Here is a 21,008-nt window from a genome sequence, read left to right on the forward strand (position 1 = left end):
AACTATAATTACCCGTCAAACCACCTCCCGTCGCCGATCCTCCCTTGGGCACTTGGCAAACCGCGCCCGATAGCTGCGCGTGAAATACGACGGCGACTCAAACCCGCACGCAATACTCACCTCCAACACACTCATGTCGCTCTGGCGCAATAGCTGCCGGGCTTTTTCCAGGCGCAGGCCGAGGTAGAAATTGCTTGGCGTGTCGTTCAGATGCAGACGAAACAACCGCTCCAACTGGCGCCGGGTGACTTTGATCGCCTCGGCCAATGCCAGGGTGGTCAGCGGCGGCTCGGTGTGTTGTTCCATTTCACCGATCACTTGCACCAGCTTCTTGTTGTTGATGCCGTAGCGCGTGGCGATCTGCATGCGCTGGTGGTCTTTGCGTGGGCGGATGCGGCCGAGCACGAATTGTTCGGAAACCTGAATCGCCAGGTCCGGGCCGTGGGCCTGGGCGATCAGGTCGAGCATCAGGTCGATGGACGCCGTGCCGCCCGCGCAGGTGATGCGACGGCGGTCGATTTCGAACAGCTCCTGGGTCACGGTGAGCTGTGGATAAGACTCCTTGAACGCATCGATGGCTTCCCAGTGCAGCGTGAGGCGGTGGCCATCGAGCAAGCCGGCCTCAGCGAGCACACAGGCGCCCGTGTCGATGGCGCCAAGGGTGACGCCGTCGTGGTCGAGGCGGCGCAGCCAGTGCTCCAGCGCGGGCGTGGTGAACTTCAAGGGTTCGAAGCCGGCGACCACCATCAGCGTCGCGCCTTTTTTCAGCGGCTCCAATGCGGCGTCGGCGTTGACCGACATGCCATTGCTCGCCAACACCGCGCCGCCGTCGGCGCTCAGCACGTGCCAGCGGTACAGCTCGCCGCGAAAGCGGTTGGCCACGCGCAGCGGTTCCAGCGCAGAGATAAAGCCGATGGCCGAGAAACCCGGCATCAGCAGAAAGTAGAAATCCTGGGACATGGTGGCGCTCTCGTAGGACGGGCAGCGTGGTCACTGTGATACGCCAGTTCAACCGGCCATTCAAGGGCACAGGTCGCTGCAGTGCAAGAGCTGGTCGCCGCCGTGCGCTTTGCCGCCCCTCAAGCTGCGTAACTTGATCCCACGGCGCACAAAGACGCCGGAACCCACAATAACGACCTGCCGAGGGATCCACCATGAACCGACTGATCAGCCGCTGCGTGCTTGCACTCAGCGCCAGCGCCATTTTGAGCACCAACGTGATGGCAGCCGATGCGGCGTCTTGCCAAAACGTGCGCATGGGCGTGGTGAACTGGACCGACGTGATCGCCACCAGCGCCATGACCCAAGTGTTGCTCGACGGCCTCGGCTACAAGACCAAACAGACCAGCGCGTCCCAGCAAATCATCTTCGCCGGCATTCGCGACCAACGCCTGGACCTGTTCCTGGGTTACTGGAACCCGCTGATGACCCAGACCATCACGCCATTCGTCGACGCCAAGCAAGTCAAAGTCCTCGAGAAACCCAGCCTGGAAGACGCGCGCGCCACCCTCGCCGTGCCGACTTACCTGGCGGACAAGGGCCTGAAAACCTTCGCCGACATCGCCAGGTTCGAGAAAGAACTGGGCGGCAAGATCTACGGCATCGAGCCAGGTTCAGGCGCCAACACCCAGATCAAGGCGATGATTGCCAAGAACCAGTTCGGCCTGGGCAAATTCCAGCTGGTGGAATCCAGCGAAGCCGGCATGCTCGCCGCCGTCGACCGCGCGGTACGCCGCAAGGAAGCCGTGGTGTTCTTTGGCTGGGCGCCACACCCGATGAACGTCAACGTCGCGATGACTTACCTCACCGGCAGCGACGACGCCCTGGGCCCGAACGAAGGCATGGCCACGGTGTGGAGCGTCACGTCGCCGACCTACGCCGAACAGTGCCCGAACGTGCACAAGCTGCTGACCAACCTGACCTTCACCGCCGCCGACGAGAGCCGGATGATGCAGCCGTTGCTGGATCACAAGGACGCCATTGAGTCCGCCAAGCAGTGGCTCAAGGACCACCCGCAAGACCAGCAGCGCTGGCTTGAAGGCGTGACCACCTTCGACGGCAAGCCCGCCGCGGCCAACCTGCAACTGACCAGCCAATAACCCTATTCGAATCACCGTGTCGCAGCCGCTGTGGGCTGCGAGCGGCATCACTACGCCCGCCTGTAAGGAACCGACTCATGAACCACGACGTCATCATCACCTGCGCACTCACCGGTGCTGGCGACACGACCGGCAGAAGCCCACACGTGCCGGTCACTCCCAAACAAATCGCCGCCGCCGCCGTGGAAGCCGCCAAGGCGGGCGCCACCGTGGTGCACTGCCACGTGCGTGATCCGCAAACCGGCAAGTTCAGCCGCGACGTCGCGCTGTACCGCGAAGTGATGGAGCGCATCCGCGAGGCCGACATCGACATCATCGTCAACCTCACCGCCGGCATGGGCGGCGACCTGGAAATCGGCGGTGGCGAGAACCCGATGGAGTTCGGCCCCAACACCGACCTGGTCGGCCCGCTGACGCGCCTGGCGCACGTTGAAGAGCTGCTGCCGGAAATCTGCACCCTGGACTGCGGCACCCTGAACTTTGGCGATGGCGACACCATTTACGTGTCCACCCCGGCCCAGCTGCGTGCTGGCGCCAAGCGCATCCAGGAGCTGGGCGTTAAGGCTGAGCTGGAAATCTTCGACACCGGCCACCTGTGGTTCGCCAAGCAGATGATCAAGGAAGGCCTGCTCGACAACCCGCTGTTCCAACTCTGCCTGGGTATCCCCTGGGGCGCGCCGGCCGACACCACCACCATGAAAGCCATGGTCGACAACCTGCCCGCCGACGCGGTGTGGGCCGGCTTCGGTATCGGCCGCATGCAAATGCCGATGGCGGCCCAAGCGGTGCTGCTGGGCGGCAACGTGCGGGTCGGCCTGGAAGACAACCTGTGGCTGGACAAGGGCGTGCTCGCCACCAACGGCCAGTTGGTGGAACGCGCCAGTGAAATCCTCAGCCGCCTGGGCGCGCGGGTCATGACCCCGGCGCAAGGCCGAATCAAGATGGGCCTGACCAAGCGCGGCTAATTTTTCCAAACACTACTGCACCCTGTGGGAGCCGGGCTTGCCCGCGATAGCGGTACACCAGCACCGAATACTCCAACTGACACACCGCAATCGCAGGCAAGCCAGCTCCCACATTGATCACCGAATTATTCAGGGAACGTCGACATGCGCTTTATCACCGAAATCAAAACCTTCGCCGCCCTCGGCAGCGGCGTTATCGGCAGCGGTTGGGTATCCCGCGCCCTCGCCCACGGCCTGGATGTGGTCGCCTGGGACCCGGCGCCCGGTGCCGAAGTGGCCCTGCGCAAACGCGTCGCCAATGCCTGGGGCGCCTTGGAGAAACAAGGCCTGGCACCGGGTGCATCCCAAGACCGCCTGCGCTTTGTCGACACCATTGAAGCGTGCGTGAAAGACGCCGACTTCATTCAGGAAAGCGCCCCGGAACGCCTGGAACTGAAACTGGAACTGCACAGCAAAATCAGCGCCGCGGCCAAGCCGAATGCACTGATTGGGTCGAGTACTTCGGGTCTGTTGCCGAGTGAGTTCTACGAAGGTTCCACCCACCCGGAACGCTGCGTGGTCGGCCACCCGTTCAACCCGGTTTACCTGCTGCCGCTGGTGGAAGTGGTGGGCGGCCAAAACACCGCGCCCGAAGCGATACAGGCGGCGATCACGGTGTATGAATCCCTTGGCATGCGCCCGCTGCATGTGCGTAAGGAAGTGCCGGGGTTTATCGCTGACCGCTTGCTCGAAGCGTTGTGGCGTGAGGCGCTGCACCTGGTGAATGACGGCGTGGCGACCACTGGCGAAATCGACGATGCGATCCGCTTTGGCGCCGGCTTGCGCTGGTCGTTCATGGGCACCTTCCTCACTTACACCCTGGCGGGCGGCGATGCCGGTATGCGCCACTTCATGGCGCAGTTCGGCCCGGCGCTGCAATTGCCGTGGACGTATTTGCCGGCACCGGAGTTGACCGACAAGTTGATCGACGATGTGGTCGATGGCACCAGCGATCAGTTGGGCACACACAGCATTTCGGCGCTGGAGCGCTATCGTGATGATTGCCTGTTGGCGGTGCTGGAGGCGGTGAAGACCACCAAAGCCAAGCACGGTATGAGCTTCGCCGAGTAACTGCTGTTGATTTCTGTGGGGGCTGGCTTGCCTGCGACAGCGGTGTACGACTCACCGCCGCCATCGCAGGCAAGCCAGCTCCCACAGTTGACCGAGTAATGACCTGGAATCCCAGACATGCCTGCACTGACCACCTACACCACCAAAATCCAGCCCGACTGGGTGGATTACAACGGCCACCTGCGCGATGCGTTCTACCTGCTGATTTTCAGCTACGCCACCGACGCACTGATGGACACCCTGGGTTTGGACAGTGAAAACCGTGAGGCCAGCGGCCATTCACTGTTCACATTGGAACTGCACCTGAACTACCTGCATGAGGTGAAACTCGGTGCCGAGGTCGAGGTGCGCACTCAGCTGATCGCCCACGATGCCAAGCGCCTGCACCTCTATCACAGCCTGCACCTGGTCGCAGAGGAGAAGGAACTGGCCGGCAACGAACAGATGCTGCTGCACGTCAACCTCGCCGGTCCGCATTCGGCGCCGTTCACCGAGGCCACTCTGGAAAAACTCATCGCGATCAGCGCGCAGCAGGCCGAGTTGCCACGCCCCGCCCTCCTCGGCCGCGTGATTGGATTGCCGCCCAAAAAACAATAAGGAGCCCCCATGCAAACCGCCGCCGCTGTTGCCGATTTTCGTACTTACCCAACCATCAGCGACCTCGCCGAGGTGCAGGTGCTGACCGATCAGCTACGCGTGCGATGGGCCGATGGCCGGGTGAGCCCGTTTCATCATCAGTGGCTGCGCGACAACTGCCCGTGCGCGCAATGCGTGTACAGCGTGACCCGCGAGCAGGTGTTCGAGATTGTCGATGTGGACGAACACCTGACTGCCGTCAGCGCGCAGATCGATCAGGGATGCCTGAGCGTGCAATGGAGCGGCGGCCATCGCAGCCACTACGATCCGGGCTGGTTGCGCGCCCATGCCTATGACGACGAATCACGCGCCGAACGGCGTGCGGCCAAACCAGCATCGCAGCGATGGGACAGCACCTTCGCGTTGCCCGTTTTCGACTACGCGGGCGTGATGCAAGACCCGAACATCCTGCTGCAATGGTTGCTGGCCTTGCGTGACGCGGGCCTCACGCAAATCCGTGGCGTGCCCACCGAACCTGGCTCGCTGGCGCTGATCGCCAAGCGCATTTCGTTTATCCGCGAGAGCAATTTTGGCGTGCTGTTCAACGTGCAGTCCAAAGCCAATGCCGACAGCAATGCCTACACCGCTTTCAACCTGCCGTTGCACAGCGATTTGCCCACGCGGGAGCTGCAACCGGGGCTGCAATTTCTGCATTGCCTGGTGAACGAGGCCACCGGCGGCGAGAGCATTTTTGTCGACGGGTTCGCCATCGCTCATGCACTGCGCAGCGAAGACCCCGAAGCGTTTCGTGCGTTGTGTGAAATCCCCGTGGAGTTTCGCAATAAAGACCGTCACAGCGACTATCGCCGCCTGGCGCCGATCATTGCGCTGGATGCCTTGGGAGACGTGGCGGAGATCCGCATGGCCAACTTTTTGCGCGGGCCGTTCGAGGCGCCGGTGGAGCAGATGCCGTTGTTGTATCGCGCGTATCGGCGCTTTATTGCGATGACCCGCGAGGACCGTTTCAGGCTGGTCAAACGGCTGAATCCGGGGGAGTTGTGGTGCTTTGATAACCGCCGCACCTTGCATGCGCGCAATGCGTTTGACCCGGCTTCCGGGGCGCGGCATTTCCAGGGGTGTTACATCGATCGGGATGAGTTGTTGTCCAGGATATTGGTGTTGCAAAGGTAGACCGAGGTGCGGCCATCGCGGGCAAGCCCGCTCCCACATTTGACGGCGTTCACAACTCAAAAGGTGGGAGCTGGCTTGCCTGCGATGAGGCCAGTGCAGTCACCACAAAACCCAGGCAAAAAAAGCCCCGATCAAGCCGTGACAAGACCGGGGCAGAGTGCTTGGTGTGAGCGTGACATCCCGAGGGTGACCAAACCTTCAAGCTGCGTGCCTGGCATTCAGTGTGCCTATTACTTCTGTCGGTAAATGACCCGAAAACGACCTGCTCATAGCCATATGAGCCATTCGTCAATTCTGCCCTTGCCGACCGGCCGGGGGCCTACCAGAATCCCAGTCAGTCCCCGCTCCCTACACCAGGATGAACGTCATGATGCACGCGGATTTGATTGACCAGGATGACCTGCTGGGCCAACTGCGCTCGCTGGGTTTTGAAGTCTCCAGCGGTGCCACCGCCGAGCAGGCTTGCGAGTGCGCGGTACGTGGTTTGAGCGCTGCGCGGGCCAAGGCGCTCAAGGGCATGGTGGAACAGATGTACACCGGCAGTGCGACGATCTTGCCGGCTGTGCGCCAGGCGATCGACAAGCAGCTGTTGCCGGCGTTGGTGCAGTTCAAGCAGAACTCCGGCGCCTGACAGATCGCTATCGCGGGCGAGCCCGCTCCCACATTTGAATGTATTCACACATCAAAAGGTGGGAGCTGGCTTGCCTGCGATGCAGGCGACTCGGTCTAGAGCCTTACACTCGCGAAAGTCGACTCGTTCCGAGCCTGGCTCAACGCCGACATCGGCCCGGACAACGGTGACAACACCAGCGCCTGCGGAATCGGCATCATCGCCACTTGTTGGGTAGTGTTGGACCCTACGCGCTCATCGCGCGGCGGAATGCCGAAGTATTCGCGGTAGCACTTGGAGAAGTGCGGCGTGGACACAAACCCGCACACCGAGGCCACTTCGATGATCGACATCGGCGTTTGCTTGAGCAACTGCCGTGCACGGATCAGGCGCAGCTTCAGGTAATAGCGCGACGGCGAGCAGTGCAGGTATTTCTGGAACAACCGCTCCAGCTGACGACGCGACACGGCGACGTACACCGCCAGCTCGTCCAGGTCGATCGGCTCTTCGAGGTTGGCTTCCATCAGCGCGACGATTTCCTGCAGCTTCGGCTGGTTGGTGCCGAGCATGTGCTTGAGCGGCACGCGCTGGTGATCCTGTTCGTTACGGATGCGTTCGTACACAAACATTTCGGAAATCGCTGCCGACAATTCACGGCCGTGGTCGCGGCTGATCAGGTGCAGCATCATGTCCAGCGGCGCGGTGCCGCCGGAGCTGGTGAAGCGATTGCGGTCGAGGGTAAACAGGCGCGTGCTCATGGCCACGCGCGGGAAGGCTTCCTGCATCGACGCCAGGCATTCCCAGTGCACGCTGCAATCAAAACCGTCGAGCAAACCGGCGCAGGCCAGGGCCCAACTGCCGGTGCACACCGCGCCAAGACGACGCGACTGACGCGCCTGGCTTTGCAGCCACGACACGTGCTCACGGGTAACGGTACGCTGGATTCCCACGCCGCCGCACACGATCACAGTGTCCAGGGCCGGGGCTTTGTGCATGGAGGCATCGGGGGTGATTTGCAGACCGTCGCTGGCCCACACCTGGTTGCCGTCGACACTCAGGGTTGTCCAGCGATACAGCTCGCGGCCGGACAGCTGGTTGGCCATGCGCAGCGGTTCCACTGCCGAGGCCAGGGAAATCAGCGTGAAATTGTCCAGCAGCAAAAAGCCGATGGATTGAGGCGCACGGTTCTGGGGTTGAGCCCCGGAGTTGAACGACGTCATCGCGGTATCTCCTCACACAAAGCGGGTGATGGCCTCAGGCGAGGCTCTTGTTATTGCGCTCACCCTGGAAAGGAGAGGCTTTGAATTGATAGAGCAAATGCCATGCCTAAAATTGAATGGCCATTCAATAACTCCTGAAAACGACCTGATGACGCGTCTATATAAGCCCGCGTAAGGAGTGCGGGATAGGCCCCGAAAAGGCCGCTGGAGTGAGCCTGCTCACGGGGTGTGAGCAGATCGGTAGCACTTGTGGGAAGGCGCTTTGAGCGCGTGGGAAAAGTCTGTCACCGCACGCACAGGTGACGGGTGGTCGGGCGAGGAATCGTCTGAGGGCTACTTGTCTGTTTGCGACGCGCTAAAAGGTGGCGCTTTTGGGTCCGGGTGTTCACTTTATGAGCAGTGTTGGACGGACTACCGCTATCGGGGGCAAGCCCCCTCCCACCTTTTGAATTGTGAATACCTTCAAGTGTGGGAGGGGGTTTGAACTGGTCAAGTAATCTTGGACACCGATTAAGGTTTACGCCGTCAATCGCTCTTGCGCGACCGGCGACCGGTAGTCGTTGTAGCTGTGAGGTCTGCTGATGTTGTAGCGCGAGACATAGCGCTGCACGTCTGCCCGGGCCTCATGCTCCAGTTTGTAGCCCTTTTCAGGCACCCACTCTGATTTCAAGCTACCAAAGAAACGCTCCATCGGGGCGTTGTCCCAACACTCGCCTTTACGGCTCATACTCTGCCTAAACCCCTGTTTCAGCAGCTCATTTCGGAATTTATGACTGGTGTACTGACAACCTTGGTCAGAATGAAACAACACATCCTGAGGATGGCCGCGTAGCTCCACCGCCATACGTAGCGCTTCGCAGGTCAGGTTGGCATCAGAAATCATCGAGAACGACCAGCCAACGATCCTACGAGCGTACAAATCCAGAACGACGGCGAAGTACAACCATCGCTTGCCGACCTTGATGTAAGTCACGTCGCCACACCACACCTGATTAACCGCCGTCACATCAAATTTCCGCTTGAGCACATGCGGTGCCACCAAGGCCTCTACACCCGGCGACTTGTATTTATGACGCCTGCGCTGACGACTGGCGATGCCTGCTTCGCGCATCAGACTGCGAACCATGTACCGACCGACACGATGCCCTCTAGCTTGCAGCTCTTTGGCCAAAGTACGTGCGCCCGCCGATTCTCTCGACGCCTTGTGATGCCTGACCAGCGCGGCTTTGAGTTTCTCTCGCTCAGGATTTTCTTTTCCTTGGCGCTGGCGCCAGGCGTAAAAGCTACTGCGGTTGACCCCGAACGCGCGGCAACACCTTCTAACGCCGTACTGCTCGTCCAGCTCCTCGATCAGCGTGAATGATCTTTGGCGTCCAAAAGCAGGAGAGCACTGGCCTTTTTTAGGATTTCAATGTCCAGGTCTTTCTCCCTGAGCAGAGCTTTGAGCCTCTGGATTTCTCGTTGATCAGCGGTAATCGCCTTGGCCCCCACCGGAGTAGAACCCAAGCGTTCTTTTTGCACTTGATCGACCCAGCGACGCAGGGCCGTAGGGCCAATATCCAGGCTGGCACAGACCTCGGTAACAGGCTGACCTTCATCCAGCACCATGCTGGCGGCCTTGAGCTTGAACTCACTCGAATAAGATTTACGCATAGCCAAACACCTCAGATTTGAGCGCCATCATAGCGCCCGATTGAAGTGTCCAAAATCATTAGGCCAGTTCAGTTTGCCCCCGATTAGCCGCAACTCGGTCTCAGCACTCGACAGCACTCACCGCCAACCCGCCCCGCGAGGTTTCCTTGTACTTGTCGTGCATGTCCGCGCCGGTATCGCGCATGGTGCGGATCACCCGGTCCAGGGAGATAAAGTGCTGGCCATCGCCACGCAGCGCCATCTGCGCCGCGTTGATGGCTTTTACCGCGGCAATCGCGTTGCGCTCGATGCACGGCACTTGCACCAGCCCGCCCACCGGGTCGCAGGTCAGGCCGAGGTTGTGTTCCAGGCCGATTTCGGCGGCGTTGCACAATTGTTCCGGCGTGGCGCCAAGGATTTCCGCCAGCCCCGCCGCGGCCATGGCGCACGCCGAACCCACTTCACCCTGGCAGCCGACTTCGGCGCCGGAAATCGAGGCGTTCTTTTTGCACAAAATTCCCACGGCCGCCGCGCTGAGCAAATAGTCGACCACGTTGGCTTCGGTCACCTCGTCGCTGAATTTCATGAAGTAGTGCAGCACCGCCGGGATGATCCCCGCCGCGCCATTGGTCGGTGCGGTGACCATGCGCCCACCCGCTGCGTTTTCCTCATTCACCGCCAGGGCGAACAGGTTGACCCACTCCATCGCGCTCAAGGTCGAGCCAATCACATTGGGCTTGTTCAACTCCTGCAAGCTGCGGTGCAACTTGGCGGCGCGGCGCCGCACGTTCAAGCCGCCGGGCAGGATGCCTTCGTGCTTGAGGCCCTGCTCCACGCAATCCTGCATGGCGCGCCAGAGTTTCATCAGGCCGCTGCGGATTTCTTCTTCGCCGCGCCAGGTCTTTTCGTTGGCCAGCATCAACTCGGCCACGCGCAGGTTATGGGTTTTGCACAGCTGCAACAGCTCTACAGCGCTGGAAAAATCATACGGCAGCTCGGTGCGGTCCATATCCGCGACGCCGCTTTGCGCCTGGGCCTGGTCCACCACAAAACCGCCACCCACCGAATAGTAAGTGTCGCGGTGCAGCTCACCGTTATCGCCGAACACCACAAGGGTCATGGCGTTAGGGTGAAACGGCAGGTTTTCGTCGAGCAGGCGCATGTCGCGCGCCCAGACGAAGGGCACCGGCAGGCGGCCGTCGAGCAAGAGCGTGTCGGTCTCGCGCAGGGTATGAATACGCAGGCCGATGTGCGCCGGGTCGATTGCGTCCGGCCACTCGCCCATCAGGCCCATGATGGTGGCGGTGTCGCTGCCGTGGCCGATGCCGGTGGCCGACAAGGAGCCGTACAGCTGAACTTCAACGCGCCTGACCTGTTCCAACAGTTCACGTTCACGTAATGCCTGGACGAACAACGCCGCGGCGCGCATGGGGCCGACGGTGTGAGAACTAGAAGGCCCGATGCCGATCTTGAACAGGTCGAAAACACTGATAGCCATTGCGGTAGAACTCCTCGATAAGCACGGCCAGGCTTGAACGAGGTGCTACGCTCAGATCGCCCAGATGGCGGCATCATCAAGCTTTTGCTTGCCCTCACGGCGTCTCACACCGACGTAACCATGCTCACCAACGCCGCCCTCGTGCGATCGGGCGTTTTGGCCGTTTTTAGCGGTGCAGATCGGTAAAAACTGCGGTTTTGCCATTGGAAAAATCTGTAAGCGACGTCACCGACACTGGATACGACCATCCCTGTACTGGATACGACGCCCCCTGTAGGCGTCAGATTTTCACTGGTACATGATCAGTCTCGACTCGTTTGCAAGGCACCGTGCCGTCGCCTCGATGCACGCCCCAACCGCAACACATATAAAGCGCGGCGAATGCCGCCAGAAAAGACACAGGAGTCTACCCCGATGAAAGGTTCACCCTCGTTGTTGTTGGCCGCCATGCTGAGTCTGCCAGTTGTGGCACACGCTGCAGAACCGGAACAGTGCAAGACCGTCAACTTCTCCGATGTCGGCTGGACCGACATCACCGTCACGACCGCGACCACCAGCGAAGTCCTCAAGGGCCTGGGCTACAAGCCGCGCACCACGATGATTTCGGTACCGGTGACTTACAAGTCACTGGCCGACGGCAAGAACATGGACATCTTCCTCGGCAACTGGATGCCGACCATGGAAAACGACATCAAGCAGTACCGTGATGCCGGCACCGTGGAAACCGTGCGCGCCAACCTGGAAAACGCCAAGTACACCCTGGCGGTTCCGGAGGCGCTGTACAACAAGGGCCTGAAAGACTTCGCCGACATCGTCAAATTCAAGGATGAACTGGGCGGCAAGATCTACGGGATCGAGCCGGGTAACGACGGCAACCGCACCATCCAGACCCTCATCGACAAAGACGCCTTCGGCCTGAAAACCGCCGGCTTCAAAGTGGTCGAGTCCAGCGAAGCCGGGATGCTCTCGCAAGTGGAACGCGCCTCCAAGCGTGACCAGGCCATCGTGTTCCTGGGCTGGGAACCGCACCCAATGAACACCCGCTTCAAGATGAAGTACCTGACCGGCGGTGACGACTCGTTCGGCCCCAACTACGGCCAGGCCACCATCTACACCAACGTTCGCAAGGGCTACACCCAGGAATGCAGCAACGTTGGTCAATTGCTGAAAAACCTGTCGTTCACCTTGAACATGGAAAGCACCCTGATGGGTAACGTCCTTGACGACAAGATGAAGCCTGACGCCGCAGCCAAAGCCTGGCTGAAGAAGAACCCGCAAGTGCTCGACACCTGGCTGGCCGGTGTGACCACCGTGGATGGCAAACCCGGTTTGGAGGCCGTCAAAGCTTACCTCGACAAGTAATCGCTGACCCCGGGCCGGTGCGCTGGCCCGGGATGTTTTCCCCTTCGCATGTGGACATTCACTACCATGCTGACTGAACATAAAATCCCACTAGGCCAGTACATCGCTGCCTTCGTCGAATGGTTGACCCAACACGGTGCCAACTACTTCGACGCAATCGCATCGACCCTGGAAACGATGATCCACGGCGTGACGTTTGCGCTGACCTGGTTCAATCCGCTGGCATTGATCGGTCTGATTGCGCTACTCGCTCACTTCATCCAACGCAAATGGGGCCTGACGGTGTTTGTCATCGCCTCCTTCCTGCTGATCCTGAACCTGGGGTACTGGCAGGAAACCATGGAAACCCTCGCGCAGGTGCTGTTCGCCACCCTGGTCTGCGTGGTCATCGGCGTGCCGCTGGGCATTGTTGCCGCGCACAAACCGATGTTCTACACCCTGATGCGGCCGGTGCTCGATCTGATGCAGACCGTGCCGACCTTCGTCTACCTCATCCCTACCCTGACCCTCTTCGGGCTGGGTGTGGTGCCTGGGCTGATTTCCACGGTGGTGTTCGCGATTGCCGCGCCGATCCGCCTGACCTACCTGGGCATCCGTGATGTGCCGCAAGAATTGATGGACGCCGGCAAGGCCTTTGGCTGCTCGCGCCGTCAGTTGCTCTCACGCATTGAACTGCCCCACGCCATGCCGAGCATTGCCGCCGGCATTACCCAATGCATCATGCTGTCGTTGTCGATGGTGGTGATCGCGGCCCTGGTGGGCGCTGACGGCCTCGGCAAGCCGGTGGTCAACGCACTCAACACCGCCGACATCGCCCTGGGCTTTGAAGCCGGCTTGGCAATCGTGTTGCTGGCCATCATGCTCGACCGCATCTGCAAACAACCCGACGCCAAAGTAGGGGGTGATGCATGAGCATTATCCGATTCGACAATGTCGATGTGATCTTCTCCAAAGACCCGCGCGAAGCCCTCAAGCTGCTCGACCAGGGCATGCACCGCAACGAAATCCTGAAAAAGACCGGGCAGATTGTCGGCGTTGAAAAAGCCAGCCTGGACATCGAGAAAGGCGAGATCTGCGTGCTGATGGGCCTGTCCGGCTCCGGCAAGTCGAGCTTGCTGCGCTGCATCAACGGCCTCAACACCGTCAGCCGTGGCCAGCTGTTTGTGGAGCATGAAGGTCGCCAGATCGACATCGCTTCATGCACGCCTGCCGAGCTGAAAATGATGCGCACCAAGCGCATCGCCATGGTGTTCCAGAAATTCGCATTGATGCCGTGGCTGACGGTGCGTGAAAACATCAGCTTCGGCCTTGAGATGCAGGGCCGTCCGGAGAAAGAACGCCGCGCGCTGGTGGATGAAAAGCTCGAACTGGTGGGCCTGGCCCAATGGCGCAACAAGAAGCCCGACGAGTTGTCCGGCGGCATGCAACAGCGCGTCGGGCTGGCCCGCGCGTTGGCGATGGACGCCGATATCCTGCTGATGGACGAACCCTTCTCCGCCCTCGACCCGCTGATCCGCCAGGGCCTGCAGGATGAACTGCTGGAGCTGCAACGCAAGCTGAGCAAGACCATTGTGTTTGTGAGCCACGACCTGGATGAGGCGCTCAAATTGGGTAGCCGCATCGCGATCATGAAAGACGGCAAGATCATCCAGTACAGCGTGCCGGAAGAGATCGTGCTGAACCCGGCGGACGACTATGTGCGTACCTTCGTGGCCCACACCAACCCGCTGAACGTGCTGTGCGGCCGTAGCCTGATGCGCACGCTGGACAATTGCACGCGGGTCAACGGCTCGGTGTGCCTCGACCCGGGCGGCGATTCCTGGCTGGACCTGGCCGAAGGCAACACGATCCAGGGCGCCCGCCAGAATGGCGCGGTGATGAACCTGCAGAACTGGGCACCGGGGCAAGCCGTGGAAGGGTTGGGCCGGGTACCGACGCTGGTGGATTCCAATATCGGCATGCGCGATGCATTGCAGATTCGTTATCACACCGGCAACAAGCTGGTGCTGCATAACAACAACCAGGTGGTGGGGATTTTGGGGGACAGCGAGCTTTACCATGCCCTGCTAGGCAAGAACCTGGGCTGACAAACACTGCACATCTCAATGTAGAAACTGGGTCAATGTGGGAGGGGGCTTGCCCCCGATTGCGGTGTATCAGTAACAGAAGTACTGACTGACACATTGCTATCGGGGGCAAGCCCCCTCCCACATTTAGTTCTGTTTACATATTTGGACTCAGTGGTGTCGGTGAGGACACCACCCGTCTTCAACTATCAGCTATAGACACGGCCAAGGAGCTGCCGATGGCTTTCAAACTGATCGAGCACGTCCCGGGTGATCTGTTCCTGGGTGAAGCCCATCAGGTCGTACTCTTGAGGTCCGTTGTGCAGGTAGACCTCGGCCCGGTAGTAACGCGTGCGCTCTTCTTCAGGCAAGTCGCTCGGTGCCGACGAATAAGCATCCAGGCTCACCTCATAGACAAACGGGTTGCCCTCTTCCATCTCGATGCGCACACCGATGCAACGCTTGGATTTGCCCAACAAGGTCTGCACTTCCAGCCCTTGCTCACGCAACGCCGTCGCCGCCTCTTCCAAGGCCGGCGTGACATGCTTGTCCATAAAGCGCTGCACGGTGGCCTGGCTCGGTTGCAGGTCCAGCGCGGTCAAACGCTCGCTGAAACCACGGCGGCCACGCTCAGCCAATTGCGCTTGCTCCTGTTCGATGGCCACGTCCTGGCGCATGGCCTTGTGCAAACCGAACATGAACAGAATCAGCACCACCGAGAACGGCAGCCCCGCCAGCACCACCATGGTTTGCATGGCTTCGAAGTTGCCGGCAAACAGCAGGCCGATGGTCACCAGAGTGATCACGACCGACCAGAAGATCCGCAGCCAGTGCGGCGCATCTTCGTCCACATTGCCGCCTTTGCACGACAGGTTGGCCATCATCACCGCGCCGGAATCCGCCGGGGTCAGGAACAACACAAAGCCCACGAAGATCGACACGCCGATCACGATTTTCGACGCCGGGTAATGCTCCAGCAATTGGTAGATGGCCATCGACGGTTGTTCCAGCGCCGTCTTGCCCAACTCCACCGCACCGTGGTTGAGCACCAGGTCCAGCGCCGAGTTACCGAAGATCGACAACCACGCCAAGGTGAACCCCAGCGGGATCAGCAGCACGCCGGCCACCAGTTCACGCACGGTACGACCACGGGAAATACGCGCGATGAACATGCCCACGAATGGCGCCCAGGAAATCCACCAGGCCCAGTAGAACAGCGTCCACAGGCCCATCCAGCGCTCGGTCTTGTCGGCGTCGCCTTCGTACACATACAGGTCGAAAGTTTTCAGCACGATACCGTTGAGGTAGTCACCGGTGTTCTGCACCAAGCCATTGAGCAGGTGCAGGGTCGGGCCAAACAGCAGCACAAAGATCAGCAAGCCGCTGAACAGCACGATGTTGAGGTTGGACAGGCGGCGAATGCCGTTCTCCACACCCGACACGGCGGCGATGGTCGCCACGGTGCTCATCACGATGATCACGATCAACAGGTTGGTGTTGCTGTGCGCCATGCCGAACAGGTTTTCAAGCCCCGACGACACCTGCATCGCGCCAATTCCCAGGTTGGTCACCAGGCCCAGCAGGGTCACGAACATGCCGAAGCCGTCCACCGCGTGGCCGGCCGCGCCCTTCACCCAACGCTCGCCCACCAGCGGGTACAACGCCGAACGCAAGGCCAGCGGCTGGTTATGGCGATACGCGAAGTACGCCACGGCCAGGCCGACCAAGGCATAGATCGCCCAGCCGTGCAGGCCCCAGTGCAGGAACGTCAGTTGCAGCGCCTGGCGTGCCGCGCTATTGCTGGCAGCCGCGCCTTCGGGCGGGTTGAAGTAGTGGTCCAACGGCTCCGAGGCACCGAAGTACAACAGCGAGATGCCGATGCCCGACGAGAACAGCATGCCGGCCCAGGCGCCGTAGCTGAAGTCCGGGGTGTCGTCCTTGCTGCCCAGTTTCAACTTGCCGTAGGACGAAAACGCCAGGCCGACCACAAACACCAGGTAGGCAGCGATGACCACCATGTAGTACCAGCCGAAGCTTTTCGACAGCCACGCCTGTGCTACGCCGAGCATGCGCCCGGCCTCCTGCGGGGCGATGATCAGAATGGCGGTCAACAACAGAATGAGCGCGGTGGAGGTGTAGAACACCCAACCGTTGACCCGGACCTTTTCCGGCGGGGTCTTTATAAGAGAGGCAGAACTCATGGCGCAGATGCTCCGGGCAGTGCGAGAGAGAAACACAAGGCAACGGTTATCCCGGGACATCGATTTTTCGGCAGTCGACGGACGGGTGTTATAAAGACACCCCGAAAATTCTTGAGCCGCGCCGAAGCAGTGGCCAGGCCCTGATACGGCCTGTTTCAAGGGTTTTTGCAGGTGTCAGAGGCAGTGGCTCACAGGTAGGAAATATCTGCAGGTCGCGACCATTTGTCGCAGATCTTATTCTTTGTTGATTGAACGTTCAATCAAAACAAAATAGACTGGCCTTCAAGCCGACGGACGTTTATCGCCCAACGGCAGGCCTAAGGAGAGGTGCTACATGCCCAAGGTCGGTATGCAACCCATACGCCGCCAGCAGTTGATCGAAGCCACCTTGACGGCCATCGATCAGGTCGGAATGGGAGATGCCAGCATTGCGCTGATCGCCCGTTTGGCCGGCGTCTCGAACGGCATCATCAGTCACTACTTTCAGGACAAGAACGGCCTGATCGCCGCGACGATGCGGTACTTGATGAATGTGCTGATCGAGAACGTCCACGAACGCAGGCAAGCGCTGAAGGACGACAGCCCACGGGCGCACCTTCGGGTGATCATCGAGGGCAACTTCGACGCCAGCCAGGTCAACGGACCGGCAATGAAAACCTGGCTGGCCTTCTGGGCCACCAGCATGCATCACCCGTCATTGCACAGGTTGCAGCGGATCAACGATCAACGTCTGTATTCCAACCTGTGCTGCCAGTTCCGCCGAGTGCTGCCGCTGCCTCACGCACGCAAAGCAGCCAGAGGACTGGCGGCCCTGATCGACGGTTTGTGGTTGCGCGGCGCCCTGTCGGGAGACGCTTTCGACACGGAGCAGGCGCAACGGATCGCTTACGAATACATGGATTTCCAATTGGCCAAGCAGGTGAGTTAGAGCACACATAACCGCTCAACCCCTGAACGTCTGCCGCTCAGTGTTGCCAGAAACCCCATGGCTCACCGGCGGTGGGTAACGCCAACCACTTATGCACTTGCGAGGACTTTATGGCCCGTTTCGAACTGCAAAAACTCTACATTGACGGCGGCTACAGCGACGCTGGCAGCGATGCCACCTTCGAAGCCATCAACCCGGCTAACGGTGAAGTTCTCGCCCAAGTGCAACGTGCTACCAAGGAAGACGTTGAACGTGCCGTGGTCAGCGCCGAAAAAGGCCAGAAAATCTGGGCCGCGATGACCGCCATGGAGCGTTCGCGCATCCTGCGCCGTGCCGTCGACATCCTGCGCGAGCGCAACGATGAGCTGGCCGCCCTGGAAACCCTGGACACCGGTAAAGCCTTCTCCGAAACCCAATACGTCGACATCGTCACCGGCGCCGACGTGCTGGAATACTACGCAGGCCTGGTGCCGGCCATCGAAGGCGAGCAGATCCCACTGCGCGACACGTCGTTCGTCTACACCCGCCGCGAGCCGCTCGGCGTGGTGGCCGGTATCGGCGCGTGGAACTACCCGATCCAGATCGCACTGTGGAAATCCGCACCGGCCCTGGCGGCGGGTAACGCGATGATCTTCAAGCCAAGCGAAGTCACCTCGCTGACCACCCTGAAACTGGCCGAGATCTACACCGAAGCTGGCGTGCCGGCTGGCGTGTTCAACGTCCTGACCGGCAGCGGCCGTGAAGTAGGCACCTGGCTGACCGAGCACCCGCGCATCGAGAAAGTCTCGTTCACCGGCGGCACCGACACCGGCAAGAAGGTCATGGCCAGCGCTTCGAGCTCTTCGCTCAAAGAAGTCACCATGGAACTGGGCGGCAAGTCGCCGCTGATCGTGTTCGAAGACGCCGACCTGGATCGCGCGGCCGACATCGCGATGATGGCCAACTTCTACAGCTCCGGCCAGGTCTGCACCAATGGCACTCGCGTGTTCGTGCCTAAGCACCTGCAGGCGGCCTTCGAAGCCAAGATTGTTGAGCGTGTTGCGCGCATCCGCATTGGCGACCCGCAAGACGAGAACACCAACTTCGGCCCGCTGGTCAGCTTCGCCCACATGGAAAGCGTGCTCGGCTACATCGCCAAAGGTAAGGAAGAAGGCGCCCGCGTCCTGTGCGGCGGCGACCGTCTGACCGATGGCAACTTCGCCAAAGGCGCCTACGTGGCCCCGACCGTGTTCACCGACTGCACCGACGAGATGACCATCGTCCGTGAAGAAATCTTCGGCCCAGTGATGAGCATCCTCACTTACGAGACCGAAGAAGAAGTGATCCGCCGTGCCAACGACACCGACTTCGGCCTGGCTGCTGGCCTTGTGACCAAAGACCTGAACCGCGCTCACCGCGTAATTCATCAGCTGGAAGCGGGTATCTGCTGGATCAACGCCTGGGGCGAATCCGACGCCAAGATGCCGGTCGGTGGCTACAAGCAATCCGGTGTGGGCCGTGAGAACGGCATCAGCTCGCTGAACAACTTCACCCGCATCAAATCGGTACAGGTTGAGCTGGGCGACTACGCCTCGGTGTTCTAAATCCCGAGCTTTGTGTTGCCTTTGAGGCCGCCATCGGGGCAAGCCCCCTCCCACATTTGAAGGTATTCACAATTCAAATTGTGGGAGGGGCTTACCCCCGATGAGGCCCGACCTGACCACACTTCAAAGAGGGTGCATCCAATGTCCCAAGAATACGATTACATCATTGTGGGTGCCGGCTCCGCCGGTAACACCCTGGCGACCCGTCTGACCGAAGACGAAGGCGTCACCGTCCTGCTGCTGGAAGCCGGCGGCCCGGATTACCATTTTGACTTCCGTACCCAAATGCCGGCCGCGCTGGCGTTCCCGCTGCAAGGCCGCCGCTACAACTGGGCCTACGAAACCGATCCAGAGCCGCACATGGACGGTCGCCGGATGGAATGCGGTCGCGGCAAGGGCCTGGGCGGCTCCTCGCTGATCAACGGCATGTGCTACATCCGTGGCAACGCGATGGACTACGACAACTGGTCGAAGCTGCCAGGTCTGGAAAACTGGACTTACCTCGACTGCCTGCCGTATTTCCGTAAAGCCGAAACCCGCGACATCGGCCCGAACGACTACCACGGTGGCGAAGGCCCGGTCAGCGTGACCACGCCCAAAGCCGGCAACAACCCGCTGTTCCACGCCATGGTTGAAGCCGGCGTGCAGGCCGGCTACCCGCGCACCGACGACTTGAACGGCTACCAGCAAGAAGGCTTCGGCCCGATGGACCGTACTGTCACGAAAAATGGCCGTCGCGCCAGCACCGCACGCGGTTACCTGGACACGGCTAAAAAGCGTTCGACCCTGACCATCGTCACCCACGCCCTCACCGACAAAGTGTTGTTTGAAGGCAAGCGTGCCGTTGGCGTGCGTTACCTGATCGGCGCTGCCGAAGAGCGCGTTGAAGCCCGCGCGCGCAAAGAAGTATTGGTATGCAGCGGCGCAATCGCTTCGCCGCAACTGCTGCAACGCTCCGGTGTGGGCCCGGCCAAACTGCTCGAAAGCCTCGACATCCCGGTGGTTCATGACCTGCCAGGCGTCGGCGAAAACCTGCAGGACCACCTTGAGCTGTACCTGCAATACGCCTGCACCCAACCGGTGTCGCTGTACCCGTCGCTGCTCTGGTACAACCAGCCTGCGATTGGTGCCGAGTGGCTGTTCAACGGCACCGGCATCGGCGCCAGCAACCAGTTCGAAGCCGGCGGTTTTATCCGTTCGCGTCCGGAATTCGAATGGCCGAACATCCAGTACCACTTCCTGCCGGTGGCGATTAACTACAACGGCAGCAACGGTGTGAAAGAGCACGGTTTCCAGGCACACATGGGTTCCATGCGTTCGCCGAGCCGTGGCCGCGTGCAATTGAAGTCGAAGAACCCACGGGACTACCCGAGCATCCTCTTCAACTACATGGCCACCGAGCAGGACTGGCAGGAATTCCGTGACGGCATCCGCCTGACCCGTGAAATCATGCAGCAGCCGGCGCTGGACCCCTACCGTGGCCGCGAAATAAGCCCGGGTATTGAAGTGCAAACCGATGAGCAACTCGACAAGTTCATCCGCGAGCACGCCGAGACCGCGTTCCACCCATCCTGCTCGTGCAAGATGGGCACCGACGAGATGGCTGTAGTGGATGGCGAAGGCCGAGTGCATGGCATGCAGGGTCTGCGCGTTGTGGATGCGTCGATCATGCCGATCATCACCACCGGCAACCTGAACGCGCCGACGATCATGATCGCCGAGAAAATCGCCGACAAGATCCGTGGCCGCCAACCGCTGCCGCGCAGCACCGCCGACTACTACGTCGCAGGCGATGCGCCGGTGCGTGGCAAGCCGATGCGTGAAGTCGGCCCGACCGCGCAGTAACTGATACACCGCGGCGCTCCTATCGGGGGCAAGCCCCCTCCCACACTTGATCGGGTGCACAGGGTCAAAATGTGGGAGGGGGCTTGCCCCCGATAGGGCCCGACCAGACGCTGCAAAACCTC

Annotated in this window: 19 protein-coding genes; 12 read left to right on the forward strand and 7 right to left on the reverse strand. The window is 60.6% G+C overall.

All coding sequences use genetic code 11. The features are described 5' to 3' along the window. Positions 1 to 15: 15 nt before the first annotated feature. Positions 16 to 960 carry a GlxA family transcriptional regulator gene (locus ABWL43_RS26935; RefSeq protein WP_106575597.1) on the reverse strand — a complete coding sequence of 315 codons (945 nt, stop codon included), beginning with the start codon at positions 958 to 960 and terminating at the stop codon, positions 16 to 18. A 194-nt stretch (positions 961 to 1,154) separates the two neighbouring features. On the opposite strand from ABWL43_RS26935, the gene ABWL43_RS26940 reads away from it, so the two are divergent. The 6 genes from ABWL43_RS26940 (at position 1,155) to ABWL43_RS26965 (ending at position 6,572) form a co-directional block, all read left to right on the forward strand. Further along, the gene (locus ABWL43_RS26940) at positions 1,155 to 2,099 is read left to right on the forward strand and encodes a choline ABC transporter substrate-binding protein (RefSeq protein WP_404485551.1); all 945 of its coding nucleotides are present in this window, start codon (positions 1,155 to 1,157) and stop codon (positions 2,097 to 2,099) included. A 77-nt stretch (positions 2,100 to 2,176) separates the two neighbouring features. Then, positions 2,177 to 3,064 (forward strand): 3-keto-5-aminohexanoate cleavage protein, encoded by an 888-nt coding sequence (locus ABWL43_RS26945; RefSeq protein ID WP_119737554.1) that lies wholly within the window; start codon positions 2,177 to 2,179, stop codon positions 3,062 to 3,064. 144 nt (positions 3,065 to 3,208) lie between these two features. Next, positions 3,209 to 4,174 (forward strand): L-carnitine dehydrogenase, encoded by a 966-nt coding sequence (locus ABWL43_RS26950; RefSeq protein WP_404485554.1) that lies wholly within the window; start codon positions 3,209 to 3,211, stop codon positions 4,172 to 4,174. 117 nt (positions 4,175 to 4,291) lie between these two features. Beyond that, on the forward strand, positions 4,292 to 4,771 hold the full coding sequence (locus ABWL43_RS26955) for a thioesterase family protein (protein WP_404485556.1): 480 nt from the start codon (positions 4,292 to 4,294) through the stop codon (positions 4,769 to 4,771). Between the two features lie 9 nt (positions 4,772 to 4,780). After that, positions 4,781 to 5,941, forward strand: coding sequence for a gamma-butyrobetaine dioxygenase (locus tag ABWL43_RS26960; protein WP_404485559.1), 1,161 nt, complete (start codon positions 4,781 to 4,783; stop codon positions 5,939 to 5,941). 367 nt (positions 5,942 to 6,308) lie between these two features. After that, on the forward strand, positions 6,309 to 6,572 hold the full coding sequence (locus ABWL43_RS26965; protein WP_106575603.1) for a hypothetical protein: 264 nt from the start codon (positions 6,309 to 6,311) through the stop codon (positions 6,570 to 6,572). A gap of 95 nt (positions 6,573 to 6,667) precedes the next feature. Here ABWL43_RS26965 and ABWL43_RS26970 read toward each other — a convergent pair whose 3' ends face one another. The 5 genes from ABWL43_RS26970 to ABWL43_RS26990 form a co-directional block, all read right to left on the reverse strand. Beyond that, positions 6,668 to 7,771, reverse strand: coding sequence for a GlxA family transcriptional regulator (locus tag ABWL43_RS26970; RefSeq protein WP_005792167.1), 1,104 nt, complete (start codon positions 7,769 to 7,771; stop codon positions 6,668 to 6,670). 517 nt (positions 7,772 to 8,288) lie between these two features. Beyond that, the gene (locus ABWL43_RS26975) at positions 8,289 to 9,125 is read right to left on the reverse strand and encodes an IS3 family transposase (protein ID WP_404488370.1); all 837 of its coding nucleotides are present in this window, start codon (positions 9,123 to 9,125) and stop codon (positions 8,289 to 8,291) included. Next, positions 9,122 to 9,424, reverse strand: a complete 303-nt coding sequence (locus ABWL43_RS26980) for a transposase (protein ID WP_014717988.1) — start codon at positions 9,422 to 9,424, stop codon at positions 9,122 to 9,124. The genes ABWL43_RS26975 and ABWL43_RS26980 overlap by 4 nt, the downstream gene beginning before the upstream one ends. Positions 9,425 to 9,524: 100 nt before the next feature. Then, positions 9,525 to 10,901, reverse strand: coding sequence for an L-serine ammonia-lyase (locus ABWL43_RS26985; protein WP_404485562.1), 1,377 nt, complete (start codon positions 10,899 to 10,901; stop codon positions 9,525 to 9,527). A 51-nt stretch (positions 10,902 to 10,952) separates the two neighbouring features. Then, positions 10,953 to 11,105, reverse strand: a complete 153-nt coding sequence (locus ABWL43_RS26990) for a hypothetical protein (RefSeq protein WP_178119641.1) — start codon at positions 11,103 to 11,105, stop codon at positions 10,953 to 10,955. Positions 11,106 to 11,315: 210 nt separating this feature from the next. On the opposite strand from ABWL43_RS26990, the gene ABWL43_RS26995 reads away from it, so the two are divergent. From ABWL43_RS26995 to choV, 3 genes are all read left to right on the forward strand, one after another. After that, on the forward strand, positions 11,316 to 12,263 hold the full coding sequence (locus ABWL43_RS26995) for a choline ABC transporter substrate-binding protein (protein WP_145157577.1): 948 nt from the start codon (positions 11,316 to 11,318) through the stop codon (positions 12,261 to 12,263). Between the two features lie 66 nt (positions 12,264 to 12,329). Beyond that, positions 12,330 to 13,175, forward strand: coding sequence for a choline ABC transporter permease subunit (choW, locus tag ABWL43_RS27000; RefSeq protein ID WP_076017809.1), 846 nt, complete (start codon positions 12,330 to 12,332; stop codon positions 13,173 to 13,175). Continuing rightward, the gene (choV, locus tag ABWL43_RS27005; RefSeq protein WP_106575606.1) at positions 13,172 to 14,350 is read left to right on the forward strand and encodes a choline ABC transporter ATP-binding protein; all 1,179 of its coding nucleotides are present in this window, start codon (positions 13,172 to 13,174) and stop codon (positions 14,348 to 14,350) included. The genes choW and choV overlap by 4 nt, the downstream gene beginning before the upstream one ends. Positions 14,351 to 14,538: 188 nt before the next feature. Here choV and betT read toward each other — a convergent pair whose 3' ends face one another. Further along, on the reverse strand, positions 14,539 to 16,530 hold the full coding sequence (gene betT / locus ABWL43_RS27010) for a choline BCCT transporter BetT (protein ID WP_145157579.1): 1,992 nt from the start codon (positions 16,528 to 16,530) through the stop codon (positions 14,539 to 14,541). A gap of 334 nt (positions 16,531 to 16,864) precedes the next feature. On the opposite strand from betT, the gene betI reads away from it, so the two are divergent. From betI to betA, 3 genes are all read left to right on the forward strand, one after another. Further along, positions 16,865 to 17,458, forward strand: coding sequence for a transcriptional regulator BetI (betI, locus tag ABWL43_RS27015; RefSeq protein WP_145157581.1), 594 nt, complete (start codon positions 16,865 to 16,867; stop codon positions 17,456 to 17,458). A gap of 110 nt (positions 17,459 to 17,568) precedes the next feature. Beyond that, positions 17,569 to 19,041 carry a betaine-aldehyde dehydrogenase gene (gene betB, locus ABWL43_RS27020; protein WP_106575609.1) on the forward strand — a complete coding sequence of 491 codons (1,473 nt, stop codon included), beginning with the start codon at positions 17,569 to 17,571 and terminating at the stop codon, positions 19,039 to 19,041. A 141-nt stretch (positions 19,042 to 19,182) separates the two neighbouring features. After that, on the forward strand, positions 19,183 to 20,886 hold the full coding sequence (gene betA / locus ABWL43_RS27025) for a choline dehydrogenase (protein WP_404485568.1): 1,704 nt from the start codon (positions 19,183 to 19,185) through the stop codon (positions 20,884 to 20,886). The last annotated feature ends 122 nt before the right edge of the window (positions 20,887 to 21,008 follow it).

Source organism: Pseudomonas sp. HT11 (genome assembly GCF_044875395.1).
Classification (GTDB): Bacteria; Pseudomonadota; Gammaproteobacteria; order Pseudomonadales; family Pseudomonadaceae; genus Aquipseudomonas.

Excerpts from the sequence above, each read along its gene's own strand:
- ABWL43_RS26990 (WP_178119641.1), bottom strand. The coding sequence starts at position 11,105 with ATGGCAAAACCGCAGTTTTTACCGATCTGCACCGCTAAAAACGGCCAA.
- ABWL43_RS26970 (WP_005792167.1), bottom strand. The coding sequence starts at position 7,771 with ATGACGTCGTTCAACTCCGGGGCTCAACCCCAGAACCGTGCGCCTCAA.
- ABWL43_RS26960 (WP_404485559.1), top strand. The coding sequence starts at position 4,781 with ATGCAAACCGCCGCCGCTGTTGCCGATTTTCGTACTTACCCAACCATC.
- ABWL43_RS26945 (WP_119737554.1), top strand. The coding sequence starts at position 2,177 with ATGAACCACGACGTCATCATCACCTGCGCACTCACCGGTGCTGGCGAC.
- betA (WP_404485568.1), top strand. The coding sequence starts at position 19,183 with ATGTCCCAAGAATACGATTACATCATTGTGGGTGCCGGCTCCGCCGGT.
- betB (WP_106575609.1), top strand. The coding sequence starts at position 17,569 with ATGGCCCGTTTCGAACTGCAAAAACTCTACATTGACGGCGGCTACAGC.
- betT (WP_145157579.1), bottom strand. The coding sequence starts at position 16,530 with ATGAGTTCTGCCTCTCTTATAAAGACCCCGCCGGAAAAGGTCCGGGTC.
- ABWL43_RS26980 (WP_014717988.1), bottom strand. The coding sequence starts at position 9,424 with ATGCGTAAATCTTATTCGAGTGAGTTCAAGCTCAAGGCCGCCAGCATG.
- ABWL43_RS26950 (WP_404485554.1), top strand. The coding sequence starts at position 3,209 with ATGCGCTTTATCACCGAAATCAAAACCTTCGCCGCCCTCGGCAGCGGC.
- betI (WP_145157581.1), top strand. The coding sequence starts at position 16,865 with ATGCCCAAGGTCGGTATGCAACCCATACGCCGCCAGCAGTTGATCGAA.
- ABWL43_RS26940 (WP_404485551.1), top strand. The coding sequence starts at position 1,155 with ATGAACCGACTGATCAGCCGCTGCGTGCTTGCACTCAGCGCCAGCGCC.
- ABWL43_RS26985 (WP_404485562.1), bottom strand. The coding sequence starts at position 10,901 with ATGGCTATCAGTGTTTTCGACCTGTTCAAGATCGGCATCGGGCCTTCT.
- choW (WP_076017809.1), top strand. The coding sequence starts at position 12,330 with ATGCTGACTGAACATAAAATCCCACTAGGCCAGTACATCGCTGCCTTC.
- ABWL43_RS26995 (WP_145157577.1), top strand. The coding sequence starts at position 11,316 with ATGAAAGGTTCACCCTCGTTGTTGTTGGCCGCCATGCTGAGTCTGCCA.
- ABWL43_RS26955 (WP_404485556.1), top strand. The coding sequence starts at position 4,292 with ATGCCTGCACTGACCACCTACACCACCAAAATCCAGCCCGACTGGGTG.
- ABWL43_RS26935 (WP_106575597.1), bottom strand. The coding sequence starts at position 960 with ATGTCCCAGGATTTCTACTTTCTGCTGATGCCGGGTTTCTCGGCCATC.
- ABWL43_RS26965 (WP_106575603.1), top strand. The coding sequence starts at position 6,309 with ATGATGCACGCGGATTTGATTGACCAGGATGACCTGCTGGGCCAACTG.
- choV (WP_106575606.1), top strand. The coding sequence starts at position 13,172 with ATGAGCATTATCCGATTCGACAATGTCGATGTGATCTTCTCCAAAGAC.